The sequence below is a fragment of the Streptococcus sp. FSL R7-0212 genome, from assembly GCF_038007985.1.
Lineage (GTDB): Bacteria > Bacillota > Bacilli > Lactobacillales > Streptococcaceae > Streptococcus > Streptococcus parauberis.
The window spans coordinates 1,416,502-1,429,862 of the sequence record NZ_JBBOYF010000001.1 but is presented as its reverse complement, the minus strand read 5'-3'; the positions used below and the strand labels follow the sequence as shown (position 1 = coordinate 1,429,862).

The 13,361-nt window shown below is 35.5% G+C and carries 12 protein-coding genes and 1 riboswitch; of the genes, 8 read left to right on the top strand and 4 right to left on the bottom strand.

The genetic code is table 11. The features are described 5' to 3' along the window. Positions 1–11 precede the first annotated feature (11 nt). Both recR and MKY69_RS07245 read left to right on the top strand, forming a co-directional pair. Positions 12–608: a recombination mediator RecR gene (gene recR / locus MKY69_RS07250; RefSeq protein WP_340791249.1), complete on the top strand. Its 597-nt coding sequence runs from the start codon at positions 12–14 to the stop codon at positions 606–608. Positions 609–721: 113 nt separating this feature from the next. Further along, the gene (locus MKY69_RS07245) at positions 722–1,768 is read left to right on the top strand and encodes a D-alanine--D-alanine ligase (RefSeq protein ID WP_071519884.1); all 1,047 of its coding nucleotides are present in this window, start codon (positions 722–724) and stop codon (positions 1,766–1,768) included. Positions 1,769–1,808: 40 nt separating this feature from the next. On the opposite strand, the gene MKY69_RS07240 is transcribed toward MKY69_RS07245, so the two are convergent. Further along, positions 1,809–2,366, bottom strand: coding sequence for a folate family ECF transporter S component (locus tag MKY69_RS07240; RefSeq protein WP_003105280.1), 558 nt, complete (start codon positions 2,364–2,366; stop codon positions 1,809–1,811). A gap of 38 nt (positions 2,367–2,404) precedes the next feature. Continuing rightward, positions 2,405–2,495: riboswitch (THF riboswitch) on the bottom strand. Positions 2,496–2,632: 137 nt separating this feature from the next. Here MKY69_RS07240 and MKY69_RS07235 point away from each other — a divergent pair. The 3 genes from MKY69_RS07235 (at position 2,633) to MKY69_RS07225 (ending at position 6,491) form a co-directional block, all read left to right on the top strand. After that, positions 2,633–4,003, top strand: coding sequence for a UDP-N-acetylmuramoyl-tripeptide--D-alanyl-D-alanine ligase (locus MKY69_RS07235; RefSeq protein ID WP_003105979.1), 1,371 nt, complete (start codon positions 2,633–2,635; stop codon positions 4,001–4,003). Between the two features lie 98 nt (positions 4,004–4,101). Continuing rightward, positions 4,102–4,794, top strand: coding sequence for a TMEM164-related integral membrane acyltransferase (locus MKY69_RS07230; RefSeq protein ID WP_003107281.1), 693 nt, complete (start codon positions 4,102–4,104; stop codon positions 4,792–4,794). A 152-nt stretch (positions 4,795–4,946) separates the two neighbouring features. Further along, on the top strand, positions 4,947–6,491 hold the full coding sequence (locus tag MKY69_RS07225) for a peptide chain release factor 3 (RefSeq protein ID WP_003103506.1): 1,545 nt from the start codon (positions 4,947–4,949) through the stop codon (positions 6,489–6,491). Positions 6,492–6,747: 256 nt separating this feature from the next. Here the strand turns inward: MKY69_RS07225 and MKY69_RS07220 are convergent, their stop codons facing one another. Beyond that, a complete protein-coding gene (locus tag MKY69_RS07220; protein ID WP_003108192.1) occupies positions 6,748–7,524 on the bottom strand; it encodes a Cof-type HAD-IIB family hydrolase in 777 nt (258 codons plus the stop codon). Between the two features lie 149 nt (positions 7,525–7,673). Between MKY69_RS07220 and MKY69_RS07215 the strand changes: the two genes are divergently transcribed. Next, the gene (locus MKY69_RS07215) at positions 7,674–9,287 is read left to right on the top strand and encodes a DEAD/DEAH box helicase (protein ID WP_003104600.1); all 1,614 of its coding nucleotides are present in this window, start codon (positions 7,674–7,676) and stop codon (positions 9,285–9,287) included. 125 nt (positions 9,288–9,412) lie between these two features. Next, entirely contained in the window at positions 9,413–11,410 is a 1,998-nt protein-coding gene (locus MKY69_RS07210) for a KUP/HAK/KT family potassium transporter (RefSeq protein WP_003103019.1), read from the top strand. 13 nt (positions 11,411–11,423) lie between these two features. Here the strand turns inward: MKY69_RS07210 and MKY69_RS07205 are convergent, their stop codons facing one another. Further along, complete coding sequence (locus MKY69_RS07205; RefSeq protein WP_003108195.1) at positions 11,424–11,708, bottom strand: GIY-YIG nuclease family protein; 285 nt, start codon at positions 11,706–11,708, stop codon at positions 11,424–11,426. Then, positions 11,698–12,468 carry a tRNA1(Val) (adenine(37)-N6)-methyltransferase gene (locus tag MKY69_RS07200; protein ID WP_013794142.1) on the bottom strand — a complete coding sequence of 257 codons (771 nt, stop codon included), beginning with the start codon at positions 12,466–12,468 and terminating at the stop codon, positions 11,698–11,700. Before MKY69_RS07200 ends, MKY69_RS07205 begins: the two co-directional genes overlap by 11 nt. Positions 12,469–12,607: 139 nt before the next feature. Between MKY69_RS07200 and MKY69_RS07195 the strand changes: the two genes are divergently transcribed. Further along, on the top strand, positions 12,608–13,348 hold the full coding sequence (locus MKY69_RS07195; protein ID WP_003107274.1) for a lysophospholipid acyltransferase family protein: 741 nt from the start codon (positions 12,608–12,610) through the stop codon (positions 13,346–13,348). The last annotated feature ends 13 nt before the right edge of the window (positions 13,349–13,361 follow it).

Sequence of the window (13,361 nt, the reverse complement as noted above, 5' to 3'; positions counted from 1 at the left end):
GGAGCTAGCAAGTGTTATATCCCACACCAATAGCAAAATTAATTGATAGTTATTCAAAGTTACCAGGAATTGGTATTAAAACAGCAACTCGTTTAGCATTTTATACAATTGGAATGAGTGATGAAGATGTCAATGATTTTGCCAAAAATTTATTAGCAGCAAAACGTGAATTAACTTACTGCTCTATTTGTGGAAATTTAACAGATGATGATCCTTGTGGAATCTGTACCGACCCAAATCGTAACCAAGAAATTATTCTTGTTGTTGAAGAATCAAAAGATGTTTCAGCTATGGAAAAGATTCAAGAATATCATGGGTTATATCATGTTCTTCATGGTCTAATTTCACCAATGAATGGTGTTGGTCCGGATGATATCAATTTAAAACCTTTAATTACGCGACTAATGGATGGGAAAGTTAATGAGGTTATCGTTGCTACAAATGCAACTGCTGATGGCGAAGCGACTTCTATGTATATTTCCCGTGTACTTAAGCCAGCCGGAATAAAAGTTACGCGGTTGGCTAGAGGATTAGCAGTAGGGTCCGATATCGAATATGCAGATGAAGTTACTTTACTGCAAGCTATCGAAAACAGAACAGAACTTTAAAAAAACAAGAAAATCATTTCTTGTTTTTTGTTTTTGAAATTTTTAAGAGTTTTTGAAATGCCTTACATTTTCTGATATAATTAGGAGAAATTAATCAGATTGGAAGTATAATAATGTCTAAGCAAACCCTTGTTTTACTCTATGGCGGTCGTTCTGCTGAACGCGAAGTTTCTGTGTTATCAGCAGAAAGCGTAATGAGAGCTATCAATTATGACAAATTCTTCGTAAAAACATATTTCATTTCACAAGTAGGTGATTTTTATAAAACGCAAGAATTAAGTCAAAAACCAGATGATAACGAAAAATTAATGACTAATCAAAGTATTGAGCAATCACAACTTATTAAAGCAAGTGATATTTATGAAGAAAATGCAGTTGTGTTCCCAGTACTCCATGGTCCAATGGGAGAAGATGGTTCAATTCAAGGATTTCTTGAAGTCTTAAAAATGCCATATGTTGGAACAAATATTTTATCTTCAAGTGTGGCAATGGATAAAATTACAACCAAACATGTTCTTGCATCAGCAGGTATTCCACAAGTAGCTTTTACAGTCTATATTGAAGGTAATGATTTAGATGCTTGTATGTCAGAAACAATGGAAAAATTACAATTCCCAATTTTTGTTAAACCGGCCAATATGGGTTCTTCAGTAGGAATCTCTAAAGCGGAAACTGAAATGGAATTAGAAGAAGCTATTGGCTTGGCACTGAAATATGACAGCCGTATTCTTATTGAGCAAGGTGTTGTTGCGCGTGAGATCGAGGTAGGTTTGCTTGGAAATACTTCGGTCAAGTCAACTTTCCCTGGTGAAGTTGTTAAAGATGTTGCTTTTTATGACTATCAAGCAAAATACATCGACAACAAAATTACAATGGCGATTCCCGCGGAGATTGATTCAGAAATCGTTAAAGAGATGAGAGCCTATGCAGAAGCTGCTTTTAAAGCACTAGGAGGTTGCGGACTATCTCGTTGTGATTTCTTTTTGACTGAAGATGGTCACATGTATCTCAACGAATTAAATACTATGCCAGGATTTACCCAATGGTCGATGTATCCATTACTTTGGGAAAATATGGGACTTGTATACTCAGATTTAATTGAAGAGTTAGTCAAACTAGCAATAGAAATGTTTGAAAAACGTGAAAGTCATTTAATATAAGCATAAAAAAGAAGAGAGTAGGGATGGAACTCTCTTCTTTTTATGTAGTTGATAATTTCTTTAATTCAGGAATCTTCTGAATTGCTGGTAAAACAGCCATAGTAATGACTACGCGAAGTGGAATTTCAAATATTTTGAGCCATCGACCAGCAATAAACTGTGCCCAAAATGGCACTCCATAGTAAATTTGGATTAGTAATGGCGTTAAAATAAAGGTTCCAATTAACATGATAACAATTGTTGCAATTGTTACATATAACCAGTCGAATTTTTTCTTAGTGTCTAAAGGCCTACGATAGAAAAATAGACCATAAAAGAATCCTTGAATAGCCTCCATCAATGTCCACCAGATAATAAAGTCACCACTACCACTGGACAAGTTATCGACAACATCGATTAAGCCAAGAGAAATAAATCCCCAAATCGGACCAGCTATCATCCCAATTACAGAATTGACAATAAATGTTAAACTAACTACCAATTGTTTTGGAATAATTGGCAAAGCAAACTTACTGACGATTACTGAAAGTGCAATTAACATAGCCAAGGAAACTAACCTTTGAGGTGTTAGTTTTGGATTATGAAAATAAGTATTCATTGTTGCTCCTTTGAATTTTTTGGAGCTGTTAATTTAATAACAGCGGATGCAATGATTTACCGCGCATTTGGCTTCCTTATGTGACGACATCCCATTCACATACACTTGACGCAAATCACCTACTCTGTAGTTTCTGTAATTAATTACAAGGAACTGAGAAAATTATATCATAAGTGACAGGAATTGAAAATGCTAATTTTTTAATAAAAAATATGGTATAATATTAGGAAAGTCTATTTGGACGATTCGATTAAGAAGGATATAAGATGAAACTATCATTACATGAAATTGCAAAAGTTGTGGAGGCTCAAAATTCACTTTCTGAATTTGACGACGTTCCTCTGAATCAAATTGAATTTGACAGCCGGAAAATTGTAAAAGGCGACCTTTTTTTACCTTTAAAAGGTGAAAGAGATGGTCATGACTTTATTGAACTGGCTTTTGAAAAAGGAGCAGCGGCCACTTTTTCTGAGCATCCTATTGAGGGGAAACCTTATTTATTGGTAAATGATTGTTTACATGCCTATCAAACATTAGCAAAATATTATATTGAAAAAATGCGTCTGGATGTCATTGCCGTAACTGGATCTAATGGAAAAACCAGTACAAAAGATATGATTGAAGCAGTACTTGCTACTACTTATAAAACTTATAAGACACAAGGTAACTATAACAATGAGATTGGTTTACCTTATACTGTTTTACATATGCCTGATGAAACTGAAAAAGTTGTGCTTGAAATGGGACAAGATCATATGGGTGATATCCATTTATTATCAGAGATTGCTCAACCTCGTATTGCTGTTTTAACAATCGTCGCAGAAGCACATCTAGAATTCTTTGGCTCACGCGAAAAGATTGCTCAAGGAAAAATGCAAATTGTTGATGGCATGGATTCTCATGGAATTCTACTTGCACCTGGAGATCCGATTATAGATCCTTACCTACCTGATAACCAAATGGTGATTCGATTTGGTGAAGGAGAAGAAATATTTGTTAAGGATATCAAAGAAGATAAAAATTCCTTAACATTTACAACCAATGTCCTTGATCAAGCAGTAACCTTACCATTATCAGGTAAATACAATGCAACCAATGCCATGATAGCGGCTTATGTCGGAAAATTATTAGCTGTCTCTGATGAAGATATTGTTGAGGCTTTGGAGTCAGTCCAATTAACAAAAAATCGGACAGAGTGGAAAAAGGCAGCAAATGGTGCGGATATTCTATCTGATGTTTATAATGCTAACCCGACAGCAATGCAACTCATTCTCGAAACTTTCTCTAACATCCCTAATAATCCGGATGGCAAGAAAATTGCTGTGCTTGCAGATATGAAAGAACTAGGACCTGACTCCGTTTCTTTGCATTCTAAACTGATAATGAGTCTGAGTCCAGAGAAAATCGATACATTAATTTTTTATGGACAAGACATTCAAGAACTGTCACAATTAGCTAGTCAGATGTTCCCAATTGGGCATGTTTATTTCTTCAAAAAAGATGAACAGCTGGATCAATTTGAAGAGCTCTGCCAATTAACAAAAGAAAAACTAGGACAAAATGACCAGATTCTTTTGAAAGGTAGCAATTCAATGCACCTCGATCGACTGGTAGAGTATTTAGAACTAAACAATTAATAATTATCTATAAACACTTTCTTACACTTTATTAAATTAATGAACTTGTTATGAAAATCACTATAAGGTATAATGATATGATAAAGAAAGGAATGTTTATGGATTTTTTTAGTTTAAAACCAATTGGAATACCACATATTACGTCTGTTTTTTATCTTGGAACAATTCTTATAGCTTGTATGCTAGTGATGATGACAAGTAGATTACAAGATTCAAAGTTTTATGGCAAGATGTTTATATGGCTTCAAATTACACAAATTTTTTCTCTATATAATTGGTATCTCTTTAAGGGCTTTCCGCTAAATGAAGCATTGCCTTTTTACCATTGTCGGATTGCCATGTTGGCCGTATTTTTATTACCAAATGGTAGTCGGTTTAAGCAATTGTTTATGACACTAGGTATAGGTGGTACATTCCTAGCTTTGATTTCACCAGATTTTTATCCCTATTCCTTATTTCATGTAACCAATGTTGCATTCTATTTAGGTCATTATGCTCTATTGGTGAATGGTCTCCTATACTTATATCACTATCAAGAGCAACCTTTGGCTCCAACTGCTTTATTTAGAGATTTGGCCTATATTAATTTTTTCATCCTAATGGTAAATCTTATGACAAAAGGAAATTACGGTTTTTTAACCGATCTTCCAATTTTTCACTCCCATCATTTAGTATTCAATTATATAGTAGTGACCAGTGGACTAACAGTTATGATAAAAACAGTGGAATATCTCTTCGATAAGAGTCAAGAAAATAGTCAAACAATGATAAAGGTCGTTGCTCGAAAGTAAGAGATTGCGAAAGCTTCTAAAATCATATATAATGAAAGAGTTGTTTAAAACATGACTCTTTTTTGTTAATTAAATGGAGTAAAGCCAATGTAAAAAAAGTAATCTTAAAACAAAAAAACATAATATAACAAGATTAAATCAAGGAAAATAATATGTCATTAAATGAAGAAATAAAAAAACGTCGCACTTTTGCCATCATCAGTCACCCGGATGCTGGTAAAACGACAATTACTGAGCAATTACTTTACTTTGGAGGAGAAATTCGCGAAGCAGGTACAGTTAAAGGGAAAAAAACCGGAACCTTTGCTAAATCGGACTGGATGGATATTGAGAAACAACGTGGTATCTCTGTTACTTCATCAGTAATGCAATTTGATTATGCTGGAAAACGCGTTAATATCCTAGATACTCCAGGGCATGAGGATTTCTCTGAGGATACCTACCGGACTTTGATGGCGGTAGACGCAGCAGTTATGGTTATTGACTCTGCAAAAGGGATTGAAGCACAAACTAAAAAGTTATTTGAAGTTGTTAAACACCGTAATATTCCAGTGTTTACCTTTGTCAATAAGTTGGATAGAGATGGTCGTGAACCACTTGAATTACTAGAAGAACTTGAAGAAGTACTCGGTATTGCCTCTTATCCAATGAACTGGCCAATTGGTATGGGAAGAGCTTTTGAAGGTCTATATGATTTGCACAACCAACGCTTAGAGCTTTATAAAGGCGAGCAACGATTTGCTAATTTCGATGAAGGGAATTCACTCTTCTCAAACAATCCTTTCTATGAACAGGCTCGAGAGGACATTGAATTGTTAGAAGAAGCTGGAAATGAATTTTCAAAACAAGCTATTCTTGATGGTGAATTGACCCCTGTATTTTTCGGTTCAGCTTTAACAAACTTTGGTGTACAAACCTTCTTAGATACCTTTTTGCAATTTGCTCCAGAACCGCACGGCCATAAAACAACTGAAGATAAAATGATTGATCCATTAGACAAAGATTTTTCAGGATTTGTCTTCAAAATTCAAGCAAATATGGATCCTCGTCACAGAGACAGAATTGCCTTTGTAAGGATTGTCTCAGGGGAATTTGAAAAAGGGATGTCTGTCAATTTAACCCGGACAGGTAAAGGTGCCAAATTATCAAATGTCACACAGTTTATGGCAGAATCTCGTGAGAATGTTCAGAATGCAGTAGCTGGTGATATCATAGGTGTTTATGATACTGGGACTTACCAAGTTGGAGATACACTGACAGTTGGTAAAAATAAATTTGAGTTTGAACCATTACCAACCTTTACACCTGAATTATTTATGAAAGTCTCAGCAAAAAATGTCATGAAACAAAAATCATTCCATAAAGGAATGGAACAATTGGTTCAAGAAGGTGCAGTTCAACTCTATAAAAATTTCCAAACTGGCGAGTATATGTTAGGAGCAGTTGGTCAATTGCAGTTTGAAGTGTTCAAACACCGTATGGAAGGTGAATACAATGCCGAGGTTGTCATGACGCCAATGGGTAAAAAGACTGTTCGTTGGATTAGTGAGGATGACCTTGATCAACGTATGTCATCAAGCCGAAACATTTTAGCCAAAGACCGTTTCGATCAACCTGTCTTCTTATTTGAAAATGATTTTGCACTAAGATGGTTTGCGGATAAATATCCTGATGTTAAATTAGAAGAAAAAATGTAAAAATAAAAACAGTATGATAATTCATACTGTTTTTATTCATGTTGCACTAATGTTCTAACGTTTCATTTTCTGCTCAATCAGTAAATAGTCCAATTAGTGATATAGGAATTAATCCAATCTCAGCATACTAAAACGATAAGGTTGGAAACACTATTACCAAAGATTGAATTGCATTTGGACAATGTGATACTATGTTTGCAGAATCATATTGTAAAGCTCAATAAAAACCTAGTTTAGATAACTAGGTTTTTATTTTTTAAATCAATCCATAATGTCTAAGTCCAAAAGCTATTCCGTCTTCAGTATTTTTATGGGTAATAAATTCAGCTAATTCTTTCAGATCAGGAATGGCATTTTCCATAGCAACTGGATGGTCAACGGCAGCTAGTAAGTCTAAATCATTTCCTCCGTCACCAAAGCCATAGGTTGGTAGGTGCTCAGACTGCAGGGCTTTTTTAATCAAAGCAACACCAGTTCCCTTATTATAACCTTTTTTGACTACATCAATAGAGAAGGGGCTATTCCGTAAAAATTTTAGGTTAGGAACACCTTCCTGGTAGAAGTGGTCATTATTTTTATCTGCCCCACCTACCAGAAGCATATTAACATCTTCTTCTTTGAAATAATCTTTATCAATACGAGGGAGTGGTCCATGAAAATAAGCAAAGTGACCTCTCAAGCCTTCAGATAAACCAGCCAAGACTAATTCATCTGGAGTATAGTATGCAATACTTTCTCCAAGCTCATTTGCAATTTTGAGCGTTTCCTCAATATCTGCGTTATCAATTGTTTCTTTGAAGATAATTTGTCCTTCAACTTGAACTACCATTCCATTAAGCATGGCTACGGAAGAAATGCCTGATTCCTCTAATATATTTTCCAATTCAAGTACAGAACGACCAGTTGCAATAACAGGTAAATAGCCATTGGCTCTTAGCTGATTCAATGCTAGTCTATTATCCGCAGAAACATGTGAAGTGGCATCAAGTAAGGTGCCATCTAAGTCAAAAAATACAATTCCTTTATAGTTCATAAGTCAATAATATCATAAAAACACTTACATGACATATTTCCTATCTTTTTATTTTTAATTGTGTTACACTAGTCTAGTTGTTAATGGAACGACAGAACTATAAAGGCTTATAAGGCAGCTTCGCACTGCTTTTTAGAAAAGAGAAACATTTGAAATTTACAGAATTTAACTTATCAGAAGACATCCAATCAGCAGTAGTAACAGCTGGTTTTGAAAAAGCATCTCCAATCCAAGAGATGACTATTCCATTAGCCCTTGAGGGTAAAGATGTCATTGGACAGGCACAAACAGGTACTGGTAAAACAGCAGCATTTGGTTTGCCAACTTTAAACAAGGTCCGTACGGATGAAAATATCATTCAGGCTCTTGTAATTGCACCTACTCGTGAACTTGCTGTTCAGAGTCAGGAAGAATTGTTCCGTTTTGGTCGTGATAAGGGCGTTAAGGTTCGCTCAGTTTACGGTGGATCAAGTATCGACAAACAAATTAAAGCTTTGAAATCAGGAGCTCATATTGTAGTTGGTACCCCAGGACGTCTATTAGATTTAATTAAGCGTAAAGCCTTAAAATTAGATCATGTTGAAACATTAATCCTTGATGAAGCAGATGAAATGCTTAATATGGGATTCCTTGAAGATATCGAAGCAATCATCAGCCGAGTTCCTGCTAATCGTCAGACTTTGCTATTTTCTGCTACTATGCCAGCTCCGATTAAACAAATTGGTGTTAAGTTCATGAAAGAACCTGAGCATGTGCAAATTAAAAATAAAGAATTAACTAACGTTAATGTTGAACAATTTTACGTTCGTGTTAAGGAACAAGAAAAATTTGATACTATGACACGTTTGATGGACGTTGATCAACCAGAACTTTCAATTGTATTTGGTCGGACAAAACGTCGTGTAGACGAGATCACTCGTGGTTTAAAATTACGTGGTTTCCGTGCTGAAGGTATTCATGGTGACCTTGATCAGAATAAACGTTTACGTGTTATTCGTGATTTTAAAGGTGACCAAGTTGATATTCTAGTAGCAACAGACGTGGCTGCGCGTGGATTAGATATTTCTGACGTTACTCACGTTTATAACTACGATATTACTCAAGATCCAGAAAGCTATGTTCACCGTATTGGACGTACTGGCCGTGCTGGTAAATCAGGTGAATCAATCACTTTCGTTTCCCCAAATGAAATGGGTTACTTAAGCATGATTGAGAACCTCACTAAGAAACAAATGACACCACTTAAACCAGCGACAGCTGAAGAAGCTTTTCAAGCTAAGAAGAAAGTGGCTCTTAAAAAGATTGAACGTGATTTTGCAGATGAAACGATTCGTTCTAACTTTGATAAATTCAAAGATGATGCCATCCAGCTTGCTTCTGAATTTACACCTGAAGAATTGGCTTTATACATCTTAAGCTTAACTGTTCAAGATCCAGCTGATCAACCAGAAGTTGAAATCGCTCGTGAAAAACCATTACCATTTAAATATGTTGGTGGTGGCCATGGTGGTGGCAAGAGTGGTAAAGGCGGACGTGGTCGTAATGATCGTGGCCGTGGTGGAAATCGTGGTAGACGTGATGACCGTCGTGGTGGATCTCGTGATGATCGTGAAGGCGACCGTCGTAAAAATAAACGTGATAGCCATGACGCAAGTTCAACTGGCTCACGTAAACCTAAACGTAATGCAAAAGATTTTTATAATAAAGATACAAAATCTTCAAGTAAAGATAAGGGATTTGTTATCCGTAACAAGTCAAACTAATAAAATGAAAGTGTTGAGTGATCTCGGCACTTTTCTTTTTAGTTTAATTCCTTTTTTATTGATAATCTGTTATAATGGTTTCAACCATTTTTTGGTATTTTATGAAATTTAGGAGGACGATTGGGATGTCTAATGCCAATCACGCTGCTTTTGATAAAGCATCGAAGGCCGGTTTTATCATTGCACTTGGAATTGTTTATGGAGATATTGGAACGAGTCCTCTTTATACAATGCAATCCTTGGTTGAAAACCAAGGTGGTTTATCTAGTGTTTCTGAAATCTTTATTCTTGGTTCTATATCTTTGATATTTTGGACCCTCACTTTAATTACAACAATTAAATATGTTTGGATTGCTTTAAAAGCTGATAACCATCATGAAGGTGGCATCTTCTCGCTTTATACATTAGTAAGAAAAATGTCTCCATGGTTGATTGTACCTGCAATGATTGGTGGAGCAACACTTTTATCAGATGGTGCCCTAACACCTGCAGTCACAGTTACTTCAGCAATTGAGGGACTAAAAGCTGTACCAGGAATCAGTAGTATTTATCAAAATCAGACCAATGTTATTATTACAACTTTACTAATAATATTAAGTTTGTTTAGTATCCAACGTTTTGGTACGAGTTTGATTGGTAAGCTATTTGGACCAGTCATGTTGGTCTGGTTCAGTTTCTTAGGATTAACAGGACTATATAATGCCTTAGGAAATTTAGAAGTTTTTAAAGCTATTAATCCCTATTACGCGATACATCTTTTATTAAGTCCAGAAAATCATCGTGGGATATTTATTCTAGGCTCAATTTTTCTTGCGACAACTGGTGCAGAAGCTCTTTATTCTGACTTAGGGCATGTTGGTCGGGGTAACGTTTATTTCTCTTGGCCTTTTGTTAAAATATGTATCGTTTTATCATATTGTGGTCAAGGTGCTTGGATTTTGGCAAACCGTAATAGTGGAATTGAATTAAATCCTTTCTTTGCTGCTGTTCCAGAAAGTTTCCGAGTATTTGCGGTGCTAATTGCTACGGCTGCTGCAATCATTGCCTCACAAGCTTTAATCACTGGTTCATTTACATTGGTTGCGGAAGCAATGCGTCTTAAAATTTTTCCATTGTTTAGAGTTACTTATCCAGGTCAAAACTTGGGACAACTTTATATTCCAGTTATTAACTGGCTCTTATGTTTTATCACCTCATGCGTGGTGCTTTACTTTAAAAATTCAGCTAATATGGAAGCAGCTTATGGCTTAGCTATTACTATAACTATGTTGATGACAACCGTACTCTTAAATTATTACTTAATTAAAGAGGGGATGAACTCGGTAATAGCTCACGTTATTATGTCATTCTTTGCACTGATAGAATTCATTTTCTTTGCAGCTTCAGCTGTTAAATTTATGCACGGTGGTTACGTAGTTGTTATCCTTGCCTTAGGAATTGTGTCAGTTATGTTTATTTGGCATAAAGGGACAAAAATTGTCTTTAAATATGTTAAATCACTCAATCTATTGGATTACAGAGATCAAATCAAAGCCTTACGTGATGATAAAGCAATTGATCTTTATCAAACAAACGTTGTTTATTTGACAAATAGATTACAAGACAATATGATTGATAAATCCATTCTTTACTCAATTTTGGATAAAAGACCAAAACGTGCTAAGGTGTATTGGTTTGTTAATGTTAAGGTAACCGATGAACCATATACTGCTAAGTATAAAGTTGATATGATGGGAACAGACTACATGGTGAAGGTTGAACTTTTCCTAGGATTTAGAATGCCTCAGTCTGTACCACGTTATCTTAGAACAATTGTTCAAGACTTGATGGAAAGTGGTCGCTTGCCTCAACAAGTTCAAGAATACTCTATTACACCAGGTCGTAAAGTTGGTGACTTTAGATTTGTTATTATTGAAGAACGTGTATCTAATGCGCGTCAATTAAATGGCTTTGAACGCTTTATCATGCAAACTAAAGCAAGTATTAAACATTTCACTGCTACGCCAGCTCGCTGGTTTGGTCTTCAATACTCTGAAGTTAAAGTCGAAGTGGTTCCATTGATTCTTTCAGATATTTTGAAATTACCAATTAAAGAATTTCAAACACCAAAAGAAATTAAATAAAAAAATTGAGAGTTTAGCTCTCAATTTTTTTATGTTCATTAATATAGTTTAATTTTTGTCGTCTTGACTTTCGTTTTTTGAATAATGCTTCAGCAGACATTGCTTCTTGTTTACTGGCAAATTCTTCCACATAAAGTAGCGTTACTGGTAAACGGGCACGCGTGTATTTTGCCCCTTTACCAGCATTATGTGTTATTAATCTTTTTTCAACATCAGTCGTATAACCAGTGTACAAGGTATGGTCTGCACATTCTAAAACATACATGTAAGCTTTTGGGGTTTCCTCGTTAGAGATCATTTTTCTCCTTATTTGGTTTTCCAAAATATATCTTATGGATGTGATCAGTGTAGTCGCCATTGTCCTCATGGACAATAAGGGGAGGAAGAACCGTCATCCCTTCGATAGAACCATCTTTAATTGCCTCAATTAACAATATATTTGCTTCTTTGCCCACTTTAGGGTAAACAAATTGAATGCGTTTAGGAGCTAAACCATTGCTTCTCAAGGCATCAATAATTTCAATGAAACGGTCAGGTCGATGAACCATTGCTAATCGACCATTTGACTTTAATGCATGTCGACTGATCTGGCAAATTTCTTCTAAATTAGTAGTAATTTCATGTCTTGCTAGCAAATAATGCTCAGAAAGATTCTTTTTAGATGATTCTTTAGCTTTGAAATAGGGTGGATTGCAGAGAATTAAATCGACACCTGAACGAGGAACATAATTCAATAGATTTTTTAAATCATCATTGACCATTTTCACCTGGCTTTCCAAGTTATTTAGAATTATCGACCGTTGAGCCATTTCAGCTAACCGATCCTGCAGTTCAACCTCAATAATTGGTGCCTTCGTTCTTGTACTAGCAAAAAGGCCAACTGCTCCATTTCCAGAACATAAATCAACAATTAATCCTCTTGTTGGGATTATAGGAAATCTGGATAGGAGTACACTATCAATTGAGTAACTGAAAACATCTTTATTTTGTATGATTTTTACGTCTGTGGAGAAGAGTTGATCGATGCGCTCTCCATCCTTTAGTTCTATTTTATCCATTCATTTATTATATCAAAAAAGAATCTAGTCTGATAGCCACTAATGGTATCTAAAGAAAAATTAGGAAGAGAGATCAGACTTTCCGAAAGTTAGTATTCATGATACAATATACAAGATAGAAATTATAAAGGAGAATCACGTGTTCTATTCATACTTACGTGGCTTAGTAGTCTTTTTATTGTGGGTTGTTAATGGCAATACTCACTACCATAATCAAGAAAAAATCTTACCAGCTGATGAAAATTATATTTTGGTAGCACCACACCGTACTTTTTGGGATCCAGTCTATATGGCTTTTGCTGCTCGACCAAAACAATTCATTTTTATGGCTAAGAAAGAATTATTTACCAATCGTTTATTTGCTTGGTGGATAAAAATGTGCGGTGCTTTCCCAATTGATAGGGAACACCCAGGTCATGATGCCATTCGATACCCAGTTAATGTTTTAAAAAAGAAAGACAAATCATTGGTCATGTTTCCAAGTGGTAGCCGTCATTCTAAAGATGTTAAAGGTGGTGTAGCTGTAATTGCCAAGATGGCCAAGGTTCGAATTATGCCAGCCGCCTATGCTGGTCCGCTAACAGTTAAAGGGTTACTTAAGAGTGAGCGTGTTGATATGAATTTCGGAAATCCAATAGACATTTCAGATATCAAGCGGATGAACGATGAGGGCATTGCAGAAGTTGCTCAAAGGATTCAAGCAGAATTTGACCGCATGGATGTTGAGATGGTTCCTTATCAGCCTGGAAAATCGCTTAATCCACTAACATATCTCTATCGTATTCCATTAGCACTTGTTTTAATTATTGTTTTACTATTGACGATGATTTTCTCATATATAGCAAGCTTCGTTTGGGATCCTGATAAACATAGAAAATAAAAATCATTCATTT